Here is a 16,897-nt window from a genome sequence, read left to right as displayed (position 1 = left end):
CGCGATCCCGTCGCGCGATCAGAGCGCGGTTCCAATCTTGCTAAGCTGTGCATCGGATTCCGGGGGCTAGACATCATGACAATGGAACAACAACAAAAACATCGTGTGGTGATCGTCGGCGGCGGTTTCGGCGGCCTGTTCGCGGCCCGTAAACTCGGCGGCAGCGGCTTCGACGTGACCCTGCTCGACAAGCGCAATTTTCATACGTTCCAGCCTCTGCTCTATCAGGTCGCCGCCGGCATGCTCACCACCGGCGATGTCTGTACGCCGCATCGGGTGACTCTGCGCCGCAAGAAGAACGTGCGCACTCTGATGAGCACCGCCTACGACATCGATCCGGCCACGCACACGCTCTACCACGAACACGGCGAACTCAAGTACGACACGCTGATCGTGGCCACCGGCGTCAAGCACGCTTATTTCGGCAACGACCAGTGGGCGGAGGTCGCTCCCGGCCTGAAAACCGTCGAGCACGCGCTGCGCATGCGCCGCAAGATCTTCTATGCATTCGAGACCGCCGAGCTTATCAGCGATGAAGCCGAACGCGCGCCCTGGCTGAACTTCGTGGTGGTGGGAGCCGGGCCGACCGGCGTCGAACTGGCCGGCGCGATCGCCGAACTCGCCCATCGCACGATGGTCGACGATTTTCGCCAGGTCGATCCCCAACAGGCACGCATTCTGCTGGTGGAAGGCGCGGACCGGGTACTGCCCGTGTATCCGGCAAAACTCTCGCGCAAGGCCGCGGCGATGCTGGCCGAACTCGGCGTGGAGATCATCACCGACACCCTGGTTTCGGCCATCGACGAGAGCGGCGTGGTCATGAAAGGCCCGCAAGGCGAACAACGGGTGCCGGCGCGCACCGTGCTGTGGGCGGCCGGTGTGCGCGCGTCGGTGTTCGGCGAGATCCTGGCAGACAAGACCGGAGCCACGCGCGAACGCGGCGGCCGCCTGCGGGTGAAATCAGATCTGTCGCTCGCGCAATATCCGGATATCTTCGTGATCGGCGATCTCGCCGCCTGTACCGACCGCAAGGGCAAGGACGTGCCCGGGCTGGCACCTGCGGCGATCCAGCAGGGCGAATATCTCGCGAAGATGCTCAAACGACGGGCCGCCGGCAAGCAGACGCCGGCCTTCGCCTACAAGGATCAGGGCAGCATGGCGGTGATCGGGCGCAATCGGGCGGTGGGCAACCTGCCCTGGTTCACGATTGCCGGCTTCAGCGCCTGGCTGCTGTGGGTGCTGATCCATATCTATGCGCTGATCGGCAGCGAGCGGCGCCTGCGCGTAATGCTGCAATGGGTCTGGAAATATTTCACCCGCCGTACCGGCGACCGCCTGATCACCGGCCGGCCGCCCAATACGCGCCGTCTTCAGCAGGAGCACGGCAGCGCGGCGGCTACCCCGGACACCGTCAGGGCGTCGAGCCAGACCTCGACTCCAGACCCAGCTCCTTGATCTTGCGGGTCAGCGTGTTGCGGCCCCAGCCGAGCAGGCGCGCCGCTTCCTGACGATGGCCGTCGGTCTGGTCGAGGGCGGCATGGATCATGACGCGTTCGAGACTCGGAATGGCCTCGTCGAGCAGATGATCAGCGCCCTCGGCCAGACGTGTTCGGGCCCAGCGCGCCAGCAGTTCATCCCATGCCGCGCCGGCAGCAGAGGCCGGCTGTTCAGGCGCTGCCGGGTCGACACCGGTCGGCGCGGGACCCGTCGGGGCCGGCGGCGCTACGGTGTTGACGGCGGGCAGCGTGTCGCCCTGGCGCAGATCGTGCGGCAGATCCTCGAGCACGACTTCGCGCCCGGGCGCCATGACCGTCAGCCAGCGACACAGATTCTCCAGCTGACGGACATTGCCGGCCCAGTCGAGAGCACTGAGAAAACGGCTGGTGGCCGCGCTCAGCGTCTTGATTTCCATCTGCAGTTCGCGCGCCGCGCGACCGAGAAAGAACTCGAGCAAGAGCGGGATGTCTTCGCTGCGTTCACGCAGCGGCGGCACACGCAGACGGATGACGTTCAGACGATGGAACAGATCCTCGCGAAAGCGCCCCTTGCGGACCTCGACTTCCAGATTCTGATTGGTTGCCGCGATGATGCGCACGTCCACGGTCACCGGCGTATGCCCGCCCACACGGTAGAACTGCCCGTCCTGCAGCACGCGCAGCAGCCGGGTCTGCAGATCGGCCGGCATGTCGCCGATCTCGTCGAGAAACAGCGTGCCGCCGTGGGCCTGCTCGAAGCGCCCGCGGCGCTGAGCGGCGGCGCCCGTGAATGCGCCTTTTTCATGGCCGAAGAACTCCGATTCCATGAGATCTTTCGGGATGGCCGCCGTATTGACGGCGATGAACGGCCGCTCGGCGCGCGGGCTGTGTTCATGCAGGGCGTGGGCAACCAGTTCCTTGCCGGTACCCGACTCGCCGGTAATCAGCACCGTGATGTTGGAGGCCGATAGCCGGCCGATCGCACGAAAGACCTCCTGCATGGCCGGTGCTTCGCCGATGATGATCGACTGCTGGGGCTTTTCCGTGGCACCGGCCGGCCTGACCTCCCGCGCCAGTCGCGCCGCCCGGGTGACCAGTTCAACGGCCTCGTCGAGGTCGAACGGCTTGGGCAGATACTCGAACGCACCGCCGCGATAGGCCGACACCGCGCTGTCCAGATCCGAATGCGCGGTCATGATGATGATAGGCAGATCGGGCTGTACCTTGCGCACCCGGTCGAGCAGATCGAGACCGGAGATTCCGGGCATGCGGATATCGGTGACCAGCACGTCCGGCACGTGGTCTTCGATGGCGTCGAGCAGTTCGGCGCCGCCGGGGAAACTGCGGACCTCGATGGCTGCGTTGGTCAGGGCACGCTCCAGCACCCAGCGGATCGACTCGTCGTCGTCCACGATCCACGCGGTGAATGACGTCGGTTTTGCACTATTCATGGTTCATCGCACCGCTGTGCAGATCTGAGGATATCGGCCTGCGCATGCGTCAGCGCTGGTGCTCATCATCGCTGGCCTCCAATGGCAGGATCACGCTGAAAATGGTTTGCCCCGGGCGACTCTCGCACTCGATAAGCCCTTGATGCAGATGGATCAGATACTGTGCGATCGGCAGGCCCATGCCGGTGCCTTCGGCACGCGAGCTGACCATCGGATGGAAGATCCGCGGCAGCAGATCGCGGGGAATGCCCGGCCCGTTGTCGATGACGTCGATACGCACCACCAGCCGATGCTGGGTGCCGCCGATCGTGAACAGCCGCTGGGTGCGCGTGCGCAGCATGATATCGCCGCGCTCGCCCAGGGCCGTGACCGCATTGCCCACCAGATTGAACAGGGTCTGGATCAGCTGCTCCCGGTCGGCCTGAATATCCGGAATGCTGGGGTCGTAATCACGCTGCAGGGTCACCTCCGTCGGCAGGTCGGCGCTGACCAGCGCGCGCACGTGCTCGAGCGGCTCGTGGATGTTCAGCGGCTGCTTGTTGGGTGGCCGTCGCGGGCCGAGCATCCCGTCGACGAGGTTATGCAGGCGGTCGGCCTCGCGGATGATGATGGTGGTGAATTCGCGCAGATCGGGGTCGGATATCTCGCGTTCGAGCAGTTGGGCGGCGCCGCGCAATCCGCCCAGCGGATTCTTGATTTCATGAGCGAGCCCACGCAGCATCTCCCGATTGGCGAGATTCTGCACCCGCATCTGGTCATCCCGGGAGATGCGCAGCTGGCGATCCAGCGACAGGAACTCGAGCACCAGCGAGGCGTCGCCGTTGCGGTCGTTGAACGGCGTCACCGTGCAATCCACGATCATGGGGTCACCGCCGCCCGCACGCAGATACAGTTCGCGTTCGGTGAACGCTGCCCCTTTCCTGAGCGCCGCCTCCAGCTTTGAGCGGTGATCGATCAGATACGGCAGCGCCTTGTCGAACGGCTCGCTGCCGCAATGACGCGCCGACACACCGAACAGCATTTCACTGGCGGTATTCAGATAGGTGACACGAAGCTGGGCATCGAGGCACACCACCGCGGTCTTCAGGTTGTCGAGAAGGGTGTCGGGACGAACGCCGATACTGTCGCGGGGACTCATAACATGGTGCAGAAGCAAGACTCGGGCCACATAACAGCCCTTGAGCCTATCCCAGTGGCGCGCGCACCGCACCAAACGGGTGCATCAACTCGCGTTCAGACCCGCGGGCGCGCTGCTGCTGTTGATCCGCGGCGCGGCCGGAACGCCCGCGGAATTGCCGGCCGGCGGCGCAACGGATGTCCCGGGAATGCCGCTGCCCGCGTCACCGTCGCTGCCGGCCTGGCCAGTGTTGAGCGGCGAAATCGCCGATGGCGGCTGCATGTAGAACGTCACCGGTTCGGTGCGCCGGATTTCACGGCCCTGGTAAATCAGCGCAGCGCTGAGCGTATGCGAACCACGCGGCACGTTACCCAGTTGCAGCTGGGTCTGGTCGGTCGGCGACTGTGGGATCGGGCTGCCGTCGAGATAGTAGGTCACCTGTTCGCCCGAGCGCAGCTCACTGCTGCCGCCAATGGTCAGCGCCACCGGCACGATACCCTGGGCGTCGCGGAACGTGGCGCCGGCCTCGGGCTGACTGAGCTGCGGTGTGCGCGCCTCGGGCATATCCTGAGCACCCGGATTTGATCCCATGCCGGCAACGGCCTGCAGTTCGGCCAACGCATCCTTGTTGCCGTCCACGCTCTGGATGCCGGGCAGATCGGCGCGCTTGGCGCCACCGCTGGCGGCGTTATCGCTGTAGTGACGCACGCCCTGTGCATCCACCCAGGTGTAGATTTCTGCCTGCGCCGCACCGGCGAGCAGCAACAAAGTCAGCAGCAGTGCCTTGTTCATGCCTCTCATCATGCCTGAGTCGGTTGTTTCGCTCTATTTTACCGCGTCGGCGAGATGACAAGCGCTCGGAGGCAAGGCGCGTAGAGCAGGCACCGAGGATACGACGCGATGTGAATCAAGGGCCCGACGACGCGCATGAAAAAGGGCGTACCCGGTAATCGGATACGCCCCGCCGACCGGTGCGAGGTGCACCGGTCTCCCCCAAGTCAGCGTGACTGCGCTAGCAGGAGTAGTACATGTCGAACTCGGCCGGATGCGTGCTCATCTTCAGACGCAGCACTTCTTCCATCTTGAGCTCGATATAGCCATCGATCAGATCGTCCGTGAACACGTCGCCCTTGGTCAGGAACTCGCGATCGGCGGACAGCGCGTTAAGCGCTTCTTCCAGCGACTGGGCCACGGTCGGAATGGCTTTCTCTTCCTCGGGCGGCAGATCGTAGAGATCCTTGTCCATGGCTTCGCCGGGATGGATCTTGTTCTGGATACCGTCGAGGCCGGCCATCAGCATGACCGAGAACGCCAGGTAGGGGTTGGCGGTGGGGTCCGGGAAACGCACCTCGATACGACGCGCCTTGGGGCTGGAGACCCAGGGAATACGGATCGATGCGGAACGGTTGCGCGCCGAGTAGGCCAGCAGCACCGGCGCCTCGAAGCCCTTGACCAGACGCTTGTAGCTGTTGGTCGAGGCATTGGCGAAGGCGTTGATCGCCTTGGCGTGCTTGATGATGCCACCGATATAGAACAGTGCTTCCTCCGACAGGCCGCCGTACTCGTCGCCGGAGAAGATGTTCTTGCCATCCTTGGACAGCGACTGATGCACGTGCATGCCGGAACCGTTGTCGCCGACCAGCGGCTTGGGCATGAAGGTCGCAGTCTTGCCAAAGGCATGAGCGACGTTGTGGACACAGTACTTGTAGATCAGGGTCTCGTCGGCCTTCTTGACCAGCGTGTTGAACAGCATGCCGATCTCGCCCTGGCCGGCGGTGCCCACTTCATGATGGTGCACTTCGACGGTCAGGCCCATTTCTTCCATGGCCAGGCACATGGCCGAGCGCATATCGTGATGGGCATCAACCGGCGGCACCGGAAAATAGCCGCCCTTGACGCCCGGACGATGGCCCATGTTGCCGTCGGGATACTGTTTTTCACTGTTCCAGGCCGCTTCCTCGGAATCGATGGCGAAGCCGGCACCCTTCATCTCGTTCTGCCAGTTGACCGAATCGAACACGAAGAACTCGGCTTCCGGGCCGAAGAACGCGGTATCGGCGATGCCGGTCGAGGCCAGATAGGCCTCGGCGCGCTTGGCCACGGTGCGCGGATCGCGCTCGTAGCCCATCATCGTGTTGGGTTCGAGCACGTCACAGCGGACGATGACGGTCGGCTCTTCGAAGAACGGATCCAGCATCGCGGTGCTGTCGTCCGGCATCAGTACCATGTCGGATTCGTTGATGCCCTTCCAGCCGTCGATGGACGAGCCATCGAACATCTTGCCTTCTTCCATGAACTCTTCGTCGACGATGTGCGCAGGCATCGTGACGTGCTGTTCCTTGCCCTGCGTATCGCAAAAGCGGAAGTCGACAAACTTCGCTTCACTTTCCTTGATGAGTTTGATCGCTTCGCTACTCGACATTGATGACTCCTTGTATAAGAAACTCGGTTGGCCCGTAAAACGCAGGGCAACGAGGACAGCCACTATAAAGGCAGATTCCGTGCCACGTCACGTAAACCGGGTTTCTGGCTTGCGATGGGCGCAAGCGCTCTATTTTAGTGCGGTAATCGCACCACTATATTGCACAAACTTAGTGGCGCGCTTTTTTGGTGCGCGCGGCTATCCGCCGTGAACCAACGGCGTTCCGTTATACTTCGCCCTGCGTTTAAAGGGTGTTTTGCATGGATTTCCAACAGCTCATTTTCCGGCTGCAGCAATTCTGGGCCGAGCGTGGCTGCGCAATTGTTCAGCCACTGGATATGCCGGTCGGCGCGGGGACCTTCCACCCGGCCACGTTCCTGCGCTCGATCGGACCCGAGCCCTGGCGCGCGGCCTATGTCCAGCCGTCCAGACGTCCCACCGACGGTCGCTACGGCGAGAACCCCAACCGATTGCAGCACTACTACCAGTTTCAGGTGCTGCTCAAGCCGTCGCCGAAAAATATTCAGGCGTTGTATCTGGAGTCGCTGGAGACCCTGGGCCTGGACATGTCGATTCACGACGTGCGCTTTGTCGAGGACAACTGGGAATCGCCCACACTGGGTGCCTGGGGGCTGGGCTGGGAAATCTGGCTCAACGGCATGGAAATCACCCAATTCACGTATTTCCAGCAGGTCGGAGGGCTCGACTGCCGGCCGGTATCCGGTGAGATTACCTACGGCCTGGAACGCATCGCCATGTATCTGCAGAACGTGGAGAGCGTCTACGACCTGATCTGGTCGGAGTCGCCCGCGGGCATCATCCGCTACGGCGATGTGTTCCACCAGAACGAGGTGGAGCAGTCGACCTACAACTTCGAGCACGCCGATGTCGGTGCGCTGTTCGCGCGCTTCGACGTACTCGAAACCGAGTGCAAGGCACTGATCGACAAGGCGCTGGCGCTGCCGGCCTACGAGCGCATGCTCGAGTGCTCGCACACTTTCAACATGCTCGATGCCCGCCATGCCATTTCGGTCACCGAACGCCAGGGCTATATCCTGCGCGTACGCACCTTGGCCCGTGCCTGTGCACAGGCCTACTACGCGTCCCGCGAAGCGCTCGGTTTCCCCATGCTCAATAAGAACGAGGCCGCATGAAGGCTACGCTACTGATTGAAATCGGCGTCGAGGAACTGCCGCCGAAGGCCATGTGGCGCCTCGGCGATGCGTTCGCCAAGGGCGTGACCGACGGACTGACCGAAGCCGGGCTGACGCATGAAGAGACCGTCTTCTATGCCACGCCGCGGCGTCTGGCCGTCGCTATCGCGGCGGTCACAGACAAGACCGATCCGGTCGCGGTGGTAAAAGCCGGCCCGACGGTGGCGATCGCCTTCGATGCCGACGGCAACCCGACCGCCGCCGCGCAGGGCTTTGCGCGATCGCTGGGCACCAGTGTGGACGCGCTCGAGCGCGAGGACAGCGACAAGGGCGAGCGGCTGGTCTATCGGGCCACCGACGACGGCAAGATGCTCTCCGACATGCTCCAGGAGATCGTCGACAAGTCTTTGAAAAAACTGCCGATTCCAAAGCTCATGCGGTGGGGCGACTCGGAGGCGGCGTTCGTCAGGCCGGTGCACTGGGTGGTCGCGTTACACGGCGACAAGGTGCTTGATCTCACGGTGTTCGGCGAACACGCCGACCGCATCACCCGGGGTCATCGTTTTCATCACCCGGACACGATCACGCTCGACAACGCGGACGCCTACGCCGAGCGTCTGCGAGCGCCGGGCTACGTGATCGCCGATCCCGAGGCACGCCGCGCGAAAGTGGTCGAGCAGATCGAGGCCGCGGCGCGTGACTTCGGCGGTCGCGCCATGGTCGACCCGGCGCTTGTGGACGAAGTGACTGCGCTCGTGGAATGGCCGGTGGGCATAGCCGGCCGGTTCGACACGCGCTTTCTGCAGTTGCCACGCGAAGTGCTGGTCGCAACCCTGCAGGGCCACCAGCGTTATTTCCCGATCGAGGACGAGGCCGGGCAGCTGCAGGCCGGGTTCGTGACGATTGCCAACATCGAAAGCCGCGACGTCGCCCAAGTGGTCGCCGGTAATGAACGCGTGGTTCGCCCGCGGCTCTCCGACGCGCTGTTCTTCTGGGAACAGGACAAGAACAAGGGGCTGGCCGCGCTCATCGACGGCCTCGATCGGGTGAGTTTTCAGCAGGAACTGGGATCTCTTGCCGACAAGAGCGAACGCGTGCGGGCCATTGCACAACGGCTCGCCGCTGCGGCCGGTGCGGATGCCGACGCAGTCGAGCGCGCAGCCATGCTCGCCAAGACGGACCTGCTCACCGAAATGGTCGGCGAATTCCCGGAGCTGCAAGGGGTCATGGGTCGTTATTACGCACGGGCCGCAGGCGAGGAGCCCGCGGTCGCCGATGCCCTGGAATCCCAGTACGCGCCCGCCCGCGCCGGAGCACCTATTGCCCCGGACGCCGTCGGCCGGGTGCTGGCCGTAGCGGATCGCCTCGATACGCTCAGTGGCATATTCGCCATCAACCGGCGGCCCAGTGGAGACAAGGACCCGTTCGGCCTGCGACGCGCCGCTCTGGGCGTCTTGCGTACGCTTATCGAAGCGCCGATAGCCATCGATCTCGCCACCGAGCTGGAGTTCGCGATAGCCCAGCAGCCTGTAAAAACCGCCGATGACACGGCCCACGCGCTGTGGATGTTCCACATGGAACGTCTGCGGGGCTACTACGCGGACCAAGACATCGCCGGCGATCGATTCGAGGCCGTCGCTGCGCTCGACATCACCGATATCGTCGACTTCGATCAGCGTATACACGCGGTCGCGGGTTTCGTTGTTCTCGACGACGCAGCCGTCGTCTGCGGCGCCCACAAACGTATTCGCAACATCCTGCGCAAGAACGACACCGTCGAAGCCAAGACGTTCGAGCCCGCAGGCGTACGCGAGCCGGCGGAGAAAGCGCTCGCGGATGCGCTGGCTGTCAACCGGGAACAGGTCGAGCAGGCGAGCAGTGAGGGCGCTTATGACCGCGCGCTGGCCAGTCTCACGCGCCTGGCCGCACCGCTCGATGCGTTCTTTGATCAGGTCATGGTGATGGCCGACGACCCCGAGTTGATGCGAAATAGAGTCGCGTTGCTGCGGGAACTCGACGTTCTGTGCCGCCAGGTCGCCGATATTTCCTGTCTGTCGTTAGACTAGGGCGGACATCCCCATGGTTGCCGACATGAAACTGGTCATTCTCGATCGCGACGGCGTCATCAATGAAGACAGCGACGACTTCATCAAGTCGCCCGCTGAATGGCGGCCGATCGCGGGCAGCCTGGAAGCGATCGTCAAGCTCAAGCACGCCGGCTTTCGGGTCGTGATCGCCAGCAATCAGTCGGGCCTTGCGCGTGCGCTATTCGACTACGACACGCTGTTCACGATCCACGACAAGATGACGCGCATGCTGGCCGACCTCGGCACCCAGGTCGACGGCATATTCTTCTGTCCGCACGGCCCGAAGGATGGTTGTCGTTGTCGCAAGCCCGGCACGGGGCTGCTGGACGATATCGCGCGTCGATTCGGCCGGCCGATCCAGGGATGTGCCTTTGTGGGTGACAGCGCAAGCGATGTCGACGCGGCGCGCACCGCCGGCGCCCGGCCGATTCTGGTGCGCACCGGCAAGCCGCTCGATGAGCGCTTCCTGCAGGACCAATCGATTGCGGTCTATGACAATCTCGAGCAGGCCGCCGACCAGATCATCGCCCGGTACAACGCTGGAAAGAAAACCAAAACGGCCGACTGAGCCGGCCGCGTTTTGGTTTTCGCGCTGTGCCAACCGCTCAGGCCCTAGTCCCGCTAGATATCGAGATTCGAGACCATCAGCGCGTTGCGTTCGATGAACTCGCGGCGGGGTTCCACATGGTCGCCCATGAGCGTGGTGAATATCTGATCCGCGCCCACCGCGTCGTCGATCTTCACCTGCATCAGGCGACGATTCTCGGGGTCCATGGTGGTTTCCCACAGCTGGCTGGGATTCATCTCGCCGAGGCCCTTGTAGCGCTGCACGTGCTGGCCGCGCTTGGCTTCGGCTAGCAGCCAGTCATAGGCCGCCTGAAAGCCGTCTATGGGCTGACTCCGCTCACCGCGGGTGATCGTCGCACCCTCGCCGATGAGCCCGAGCAACTCGTTGCCCAGCGCCGCCATACGCTTGTAGGCGTCGCCAGTGAAGAAGTCTTCATGCCAGACAAAGGTATGCGGAATGCCGTGGCTGTAGCGCGTGACCTGCAGATGAAGAGGTTTGTCGTCGGCCGCAGGCTTGATCTGCACCTCGTAGCGGTGCCGCGCCTCGCCGCGGGCGTCCAGGCGCTGCTGAAGCGAATCCGCCCAGGCCGTGATCCTGGCTTCGTCACCGAACAGCTCCGGCGTCATCGGCGGCAGATAAGTCATTTCCACCAGCGTCGCCGGATCGAATCGGCGCGTCAGCCGATCAATATCCTCGTGCATGCCCATATAACGGTGGGCGAGATCCGCCAGGGCATCATCGGCGATCGGCGGGGCATCGGCCGCCACGCGCAGCTCGGCCTTGCTCAGGGCCAGACGCAGCAGATAGTTGCCGAGTTCGCGATCGTCCTTGACGTAGTATTCCTGCTTGCCGCTCTTGACCTTGTACAGGGGCGGTTGCGCGATATAGACGTAACCGGCCTCGATCAAGGCGAACATCTGGCGATAGAAGAACGTCAGTAGCAACGTCCGAATATGCGAACCGTCGACGTCGGCGTCGGTCATGATGATGATGCGGTGATAGCGCAGCTTGGCCGGATTGAATTCGTCGCGACCGATACCACAGCCCAGCGCGGTAATCAGCGTGCCGACTTCGACCGAAGAGAGCATCTTGTCGAAGCGCGCTTTCTCGACGTTCAGGATCTTCCCCTTGAGCGGCAGAATCGCCTGATTGTGCCGATCGCGGCCCTGTTTTGCCGAGCCGCCGGCGGAGTCACCCTCCACCAGGAACAGTTCCGACAGCGCCGGATCCTTTTCCTGACAGTCTGCGAGCTTGCCGGGCAGACCGGCGATATCCAGCGCCCCTTTGCGGCGCGTCATATCCCGCGCCCGGCGCGCGGCGTCGCGCGCGCGCGCAGCATCGATGACCTTGGCGGCAATGACCTTGGCTTCGCGCGGATTCTCGAGCAGGAAATCGCTCAGATGTTCGTTGACCGACGATTCCACAGCAGTGCGAACTTCCGACGACACCAGCTTTTCCTTGGTCTGCGAGGAGAACTTGGGATCGGGCACCTTGACCGAAACGACCGCTGTCAGACCTTCACGCGCGTCATCGCCCGCCGGGCTGACTTTCTCTTTCTTGGCCAGCCCCTCGGATTCGATATAGCCGTTGAGAGTGCGCGTCAACGCACCGCGAAAACCGGCCAGGTGGGTGCCGCCATCGCGCTGCGGAATATTATTGGTGTAGCAGAACACGCTCTCCTGGTAGGAGTCGTTCCACTGCATCGCCACCTCGACGACCATGTCGTCGCGCTCCGCGGTGAAGTAGCAAACCGTATCGTGTAGCTGAGTCTTGTTTTCATTGAGATTTTGCACGAACGCCCGGATACCGCCTTCGTACTCGAACACCACGTCGCGTTCGCTGGCCTCTTCGGTCAGACGGATACGCACCCCCGAATTCAGGAACGACAGCTCACGCAGACGCTTGGCGAGAATATCGTAGCTATAGGCAATATTGGCGAACACGTCCGGACTGGGATGAAAATGAATCGACGTCCCCGTACGCGAGGTTTTGCCCATAACGGTCAATTCGTCGAGCGGATCACCCATCGAATAATTCTGACGAAAGTGCTCGCCATCGCGATGGATATTGAGCTCCAGGCGGTCCGAAAGCGCATTGACCACCGACACGCCGACCCCATGCAGCCCACCAGACACCTTGTAGGAGTTCGCGTCGAACTTTCCACCTGCGTGCAGCACGGTCATGATCACTTCGGCGGCCGGCTTGCCTTCACCTTCGTGCATGTCGACGGGTATGCCGCGACCATCATCAGTGACCGTAACACTCTGGTCGCGATGAATAAGGACTTGAATCTCGTTACAATATCCGGCCAGCGCTTCGTCGATCGCGTTGTCGACGACCTCGAACACCATATGATGCAGACCGGTGCCGTCGTCCGTATCGCCGATATACATACCCGGTCGTTTACGGACGGCTTCAAGGCCCTTGAGCACTTTAATGCTGCTGGAATTGTAATCGCCGTTGGATTGCGTCATGGCGGCCCGTTACTCAGAGTGGATTCGTTCGACTAAACCCTGCGAGTTTACCACGTTGCTCCCACGCAGGCGGCTTGCAGGCTCAGAGCGCCCTATCAGGCCAAATGAAAGAAAAGCCCGTACGCTCGCTCTGGACACGCCTGTCGGGGTGCTCTCGATCCCGCGGCAAGCACTTGGACTAAGCTGTGACCTCACCCCTAATACCGGCGGATACGAACCGGATCGACTGGCCGTTTCTAGACGGCTGCAACCCGACCATGTTCCACGTGGAACCTTCTGACGTCGCCCAGCCCCTCGGGCACCAGTGACGCTTCGAGGAACGTCATGAAGCACTGGCCGCCAACGGCTTCAATTTCCGTGGCCAGCGTTTCCCGATAATGAGGGCCCAGTTCGGCAGCAAGATCGTCGATCAGCAGAACCGGGCGCAATCCACGTCTTTGCTGGAGCAGTTGGGCTTGAACCAGCAACAGCGCCGTAGTCAACACTTTCTGTTGGCCGCGCGATACCCAGTCGCGTGCCGACGCACTGGCAATCGTGATTCGAAGATCCGCCCGATGGGGGCCCTGTTGGGTAAATCCGGCGCGCTGGTCCTGGTCGAGGCTCGAAGCGAGCGCCATGCCGAAACCATCATCGCCGCGCCAGCCTGGCGTGTAGTCGAGAACGACCGGCTCGTCTCCAAGCAGGCGATTGGTGCGCTCCGGCAGGCCGCGGTAAAGATGTTCGATATAGGCGCGACGCGACGCGTCGACGACTTCGGCATTGCGAACCAGCTCGGCGTCCCAGGCGATGATGTCCTTCTTGGGCAATCGTGCCTTGAGCGCGCGATTGCGCTGTCGTAAAGCGCGTCTATAGCGACGCCACGCCGGAAAAAACGCGTGTTCCACGTGGAACACGCCCCAGTCCATAAAGTGGCGACGAAAACGCGGGCCTTGTTCGAGCAACCGGTGCACATTCGGATCCACCAGTTGCAATGGCAAGGTGTTGATCAGGTCCAAGCGCGTCGTTTCTGCTTGCGCGTCGCGCTTGAACACGATTCGATTCCGCGTGCGGTGTATGCCAATACGATGGGAACGACCATCCTCGACACCGATGTCCCCGTTCAGGGTGAATGCATCCTGGCCCTGGCGAATGGCGGGTCGCGGCCCGGACTGTCGGAACGATTGACCGCGGCCCAGAAAGAAAATCGCCTCGAGCAGACTGGTCTTGCCCGAGGCGTTATCGCCGGTAATGACGTTGATGCCGTGGGATGGCTCAATATCCGCGAATTCGAAACACCGGAAATGCTGAAGCCGCAAACGCTGAATATGCATCGCGCCGTCGCAGGCGTCTAAAGTCGCATCGGCATGACGACATAACGGGTAGCCGGGTCATCAATTGCCTGTAGAAGGCCGGAACTGTCAGGGCCTGACAGCGACAGCGTGAATTCACGTCCGACCATGGCGCCCAGGGCCTCGAGCAGGTAGTTGACGTTGAACCCGATCTCGATCGGGTCGCTGTCATAGCTGACCTGGATTTCGTCTTCTGCTTCTTCACGCTCGACGTTCTGGGCCTGCAGACGCAATGTGTGTTCGCCGAGCGCGAGCCGCACGCCGCCAAATTTCTCATTCGAGAGAATCGCGGTACGTGAAAGGGCTTGTCGAATCATGTCTCTGTCGGCGTGCATCTGCTTGTCGGCGTTGTCGGGAATAACGCGTTCGTAATCCGGAAAGCGTCCATCGATCAGTTTGGTGGTGAACGCCAGTCCCGGCAGCTGCAGACGCAGATGTTTCGTTGTCAGCTGCACGGTGATTTCGGCTTCGCCGTCGCTCAGAAGACGGACCAGTTCCGTGATCGCCTTGCGCGGCACGATCGCCTGCATCGGCTCGTCGAGTGCGATATCAACGGCGGCATCGCTGAGCGCCAGTCGATGACCGTCGGTGGCAACACAGCGCGCGCGGTCCGAGCGCAGCGACAACAGCAGGCCGTTCAGGTAATAACGCACGTCCTGGTGGGCCATTGCGAAATGGGTTCGATCGAGAAGTCCCTTGAACGTGCCTTCGGCCAGCGTGAACTGCTGGCCTTCTTCGACTTCGTCGAGATAGGGCCAATCCTGGGCCGACATTGTCGCCAGCGTGAAACGCGACCGGCCGGATTGAACACGGGTTTGGTGCTGATCCTGCTGCAGACTGATTTCTGCATCATCGGGGAGGCCTCGGCAGATGTCGAGCAGTTTGCGTGCCGGTACCGCGGCGGACCCCTGTGCGCCGATGACGGCAATACAGTCCGTAATCAATTCGAGTTCGAGATCGGTCGCGGTAATCACGATGCGATCGGTTTCGGCCTTGATCAGGATATTGGACAGGATCGGCATTGTCTGGCGTCGTTCGACGACGCCGATGACGGTCTGAAGAGCAGAGAGCAGATCTCTGCGTTGTACTGAAAATTGCATGGACAGCTCCCGAAGCAGTCGGTCTTGTTGTCTTTATATCTCTTAAGAAAAGCTAGTTATAGTAGCAATAGGGTTGTGTCTAACCGGTGCGTATCTCTATTTTCAACATTAAAATCAATTGCTTGCGAATTTAACAAGGTTGCTTGAAAGCAGCGGAGATGTTGTGCCTGGCCTGTGGACAGCATGTGTGCCTTTTGAGCTTGCGACGCCGCCGAAGTGCGCGCCAGGATACTGTCCCCGGGTTATCCACAGCTAGCTGGTGAGCGTTCTGCTCAGATTGATGTAATCCTCTTCGATGCGGGCGTCGGTCTCGCGCAGTTCCTTGATCTTGCGGCAGGCATGCAGAACGGTCGTATGATCGCGACCCCCGAAGCCCTGTCCGATTTCCGGCAGACTGTGATTGGTCAGTTCCTTGGCCAGCGCCATCGCCAGCTGGCGAGGACGAGCGACCGACCGTGTGCGTTTCTTGCCGAGCAGGTCGCCCAGGCGCATCTTGTAATATTCGGCCACGGTCTTCTGGATATTCTCCAGCGTGACCAGCCGATCGTAGACTGCCAGCATGTCGTGCAACGCCTGTTTGGCGAAGTCGACGGTGATCGGGGTACCGGTGATCTGGGCCGAGGCCTTGAGACGATGCAGGGCGCCTTCCAGATCGCGTACGTTGGAACGCACCCGCTTGGCGATGAAGAACGCCACTTCCTGGGGCAGCGTGACGCCGAGGTATTCCGCCTTCGATAGCATGATCGCGACGCGTGTCTCCAGTTCCGGTGGTTCCACGGCAACCGACAGCCCCCAGGAGAAACGCGACTTGAGCCGATCCTCGAGTCCCTCGACCTCCTTTGGAAACCGGTCGCAGGTGATCACGATCCGCTGGTTCGACTCGAGCAGCGAGTTGAAGGTATGAAAGAACTCTTCCTGCGATCGATCCTTGTTGGCGAAGAACTGGATATCGTCGATCAGCAGCGCGTCCAGCGAGCGGTAATGGGCCTTGAAGCGATCCATGCGGTTATGCCGGATGGCGGTGATCATTTCGTTGACGAAATGCTCTGAGCGCACGTAGGCGACCTTGGCGCGCGGATTGTTGGTCAGCAGCCGGTTGCCCACGCTCTGCATCAGATGGGTCTTGCCCAGACCGACGCCGCCGTAGATCAGCAGCGGGTTGTAGGCGATGTTGTCGGGGTTGGCGGCCTGTTCGGCCGCGGCCCGGGCGATCTGATTGGATTTGCCCTGAACGAATGCTTCGAAGGTATAGCGACTGTCCAGATTGTGGCGCGAGGCCGGGGTAACCGCCGGCATCTCGGCGACCGCCGACGGCGCGGGTTTGCGCCCGCCGCCCACCAGCACGCGGATGCGCTTGGGCTGCTCGCCGAGATCGTTGAGTGCGTTCGCGATCGGGGTGCGCAATTCGCGCTCGACCTGGTCGCGTACCACCTCGTTGGGTGCCATGAGGTCCAGGCCGTCGTCGCTGAAACTGGCTTCAAGCGGTCGCAGCCAGAGATTGACGTCTTTCTCCGGCAGTCGTGTTTCTATGTGCGTGAGACAACGTTGCCAAAGCGAGTCAGCCAAGTCTTGAACTCCATAACCGGGGAGGACGCGTTCATCGGAGCGCGTCGGTGCACTACCCTAGCGCACCAACCACAACTTATCCACAGCTTGTGACCGGCTTGCAAGTCGCACCCCGAGGCGACTAGAATCCGCGGTCTTTCAGCAAGCAGCGCCCA

At 62.0% G+C, this 16,897-nt stretch carries 12 protein-coding genes; 4 read left to right on the top strand and 8 right to left on the bottom strand.

Annotated elements, in window-relative coordinates:
• Positions 1-75: 75 nt before the first annotated feature.
• A complete protein-coding gene (locus ACFOSU_RS07960) occupies positions 76-1,455 on the top strand; it encodes an NAD(P)/FAD-dependent oxidoreductase (protein WP_380688225.1) in 1,380 nt (459 codons plus the stop codon).
• On the opposite strand, the gene glnG is transcribed toward ACFOSU_RS07960, so the two are convergent.
• The 4 genes from glnG to glnA all read right to left on the bottom strand — a co-directional run bounded on the left by glnG (position 1,412) and on the right by glnA (position 6,465).
• Positions 1,412-2,926, bottom strand: a complete 1,515-nt coding sequence (glnG, locus tag ACFOSU_RS07955) for a nitrogen regulation protein NR(I) (protein ID WP_380688223.1) — start codon at positions 2,924-2,926, stop codon at positions 1,412-1,414. The two genes, ACFOSU_RS07960 and glnG, sit on opposite strands and share 44 nt — an antisense overlap.
• Positions 2,927-2,975: 49 nt before the next feature.
• The gene (gene glnL / locus ACFOSU_RS07950) at positions 2,976-4,064 is read right to left on the bottom strand and encodes a nitrogen regulation protein NR(II) (RefSeq protein ID WP_380688221.1); all 1,089 of its coding nucleotides are present in this window, start codon (positions 4,062-4,064) and stop codon (positions 2,976-2,978) included.
• A gap of 84 nt (positions 4,065-4,148) precedes the next feature.
• A complete protein-coding gene (locus tag ACFOSU_RS07945) occupies positions 4,149-4,835 on the bottom strand; it encodes a DUF4124 domain-containing protein (RefSeq protein ID WP_380688219.1) in 687 nt (228 codons plus the stop codon).
• Between the two features lie 220 nt (positions 4,836-5,055).
• Positions 5,056-6,465: a glutamate--ammonia ligase gene (gene glnA / locus ACFOSU_RS07940; protein WP_380688217.1), complete on the bottom strand. Its 1,410-nt coding sequence runs from the start codon at positions 6,463-6,465 to the stop codon at positions 5,056-5,058.
• Between the two features lie 260 nt (positions 6,466-6,725).
• On the opposite strand from glnA, the gene glyQ reads away from it, so the two are divergent.
• Genes glyQ through gmhB form a run of 3 tightly spaced genes read left to right on the top strand, consistent with a single transcriptional unit; the run spans position 6,726 to position 10,274 of the window.
• On the top strand, positions 6,726-7,619 hold the full coding sequence (gene glyQ / locus ACFOSU_RS07935) for a glycine--tRNA ligase subunit alpha (RefSeq protein WP_380688215.1): 894 nt from the start codon (positions 6,726-6,728) through the stop codon (positions 7,617-7,619).
• A complete protein-coding gene (glyS, locus tag ACFOSU_RS07930; protein ID WP_380688213.1) occupies positions 7,616-9,685 on the top strand; it encodes a glycine--tRNA ligase subunit beta in 2,070 nt (689 codons plus the stop codon). Before glyQ ends, glyS begins: the two co-directional genes overlap by 4 nt.
• A 25-nt stretch (positions 9,686-9,710) precedes the next feature.
• Positions 9,711-10,274, top strand: a complete 564-nt coding sequence (gene gmhB / locus ACFOSU_RS07925) for a D-glycero-beta-D-manno-heptose 1,7-bisphosphate 7-phosphatase (RefSeq protein WP_380688211.1) — start codon at positions 9,711-9,713, stop codon at positions 10,272-10,274.
• A gap of 53 nt (positions 10,275-10,327) precedes the next feature.
• Here gmhB and gyrB read toward each other — a convergent pair whose 3' ends face one another.
• From gyrB to dnaA, 4 genes are all read right to left on the bottom strand, one after another.
• Positions 10,328-12,748, bottom strand: coding sequence for a DNA topoisomerase (ATP-hydrolyzing) subunit B (gene gyrB / locus ACFOSU_RS07920; RefSeq protein ID WP_380688209.1), 2,421 nt, complete (start codon positions 12,746-12,748; stop codon positions 10,328-10,330).
• 236 nt (positions 12,749-12,984) lie between these two features.
• Entirely contained in the window at positions 12,985-14,058 is a 1,074-nt protein-coding gene (gene recF, locus ACFOSU_RS07915) for a DNA replication/repair protein RecF (protein ID WP_380688207.1), read from the bottom strand.
• Between the two features lie 17 nt (positions 14,059-14,075).
• Positions 14,076-15,176 carry a DNA polymerase III subunit beta gene (gene dnaN, locus ACFOSU_RS07910; RefSeq protein WP_380688205.1) on the bottom strand — a complete coding sequence of 367 codons (1,101 nt, stop codon included), beginning with the start codon at positions 15,174-15,176 and terminating at the stop codon, positions 14,076-14,078.
• A 252-nt stretch (positions 15,177-15,428) separates the two neighbouring features.
• Complete coding sequence (dnaA, locus tag ACFOSU_RS07905) at positions 15,429-16,742, bottom strand: chromosomal replication initiator protein DnaA (protein ID WP_380688203.1); 1,314 nt, start codon at positions 16,740-16,742, stop codon at positions 15,429-15,431.
• Positions 16,743-16,897: the final 155 nt, after the last annotated feature.

Source organism: Salinisphaera aquimarina (assembly GCF_042643355.1).
Lineage (GTDB): Bacteria > Pseudomonadota > Gammaproteobacteria > Nevskiales > Salinisphaeraceae > Salinisphaera > Salinisphaera aquimarina.
The sequence above is the reverse complement of the archived record's forward strand: the minus strand, read 5'-3'. Positions and strand labels throughout refer to the sequence as shown.

What these genes read in the sequence shown, in the direction of transcription:
- ACFOSU_RS07960 (WP_380688225.1), top strand. Translation starts at nt 76, where the DNA reads ATGACAATGGAACAACAACAAAAACATCGTGTGGTGATCGTCGGCGGC.
- glnG (WP_380688223.1), bottom strand. Translation starts at nt 2,926, where the DNA reads ATGAATAGTGCAAAACCGACGTCATTCACCGCGTGGATCGTGGACGAC.
- glnL (WP_380688221.1), bottom strand. Translation starts at nt 4,064, where the DNA reads ATGAGTCCCCGCGACAGTATCGGCGTTCGTCCCGACACCCTTCTCGAC.
- ACFOSU_RS07945 (WP_380688219.1), bottom strand. Translation starts at nt 4,835, where the DNA reads ATGAACAAGGCACTGCTGCTGACTTTGTTGCTGCTCGCCGGTGCGGCG.
- glnA (WP_380688217.1), bottom strand. Translation starts at nt 6,465, where the DNA reads ATGTCGAGTAGCGAAGCGATCAAACTCATCAAGGAAAGTGAAGCGAAG.
- glyQ (WP_380688215.1), top strand. Translation starts at nt 6,726, where the DNA reads ATGGATTTCCAACAGCTCATTTTCCGGCTGCAGCAATTCTGGGCCGAG.
- glyS (WP_380688213.1), top strand. Translation starts at nt 7,616, where the DNA reads ATGAAGGCTACGCTACTGATTGAAATCGGCGTCGAGGAACTGCCGCCG.
- gmhB (WP_380688211.1), top strand. Translation starts at nt 9,711, where the DNA reads ATGAAACTGGTCATTCTCGATCGCGACGGCGTCATCAATGAAGACAGC.
- gyrB (WP_380688209.1), bottom strand. Translation starts at nt 12,748, where the DNA reads ATGACGCAATCCAACGGCGATTACAATTCCAGCAGCATTAAAGTGCTC.
- recF (WP_380688207.1), bottom strand. Translation starts at nt 14,058, where the DNA reads ATGCATATTCAGCGTTTGCGGCTTCAGCATTTCCGGTGTTTCGAATTC.
- dnaN (WP_380688205.1), bottom strand. Translation starts at nt 15,176, where the DNA reads ATGCAATTTTCAGTACAACGCAGAGATCTGCTCTCTGCTCTTCAGACC.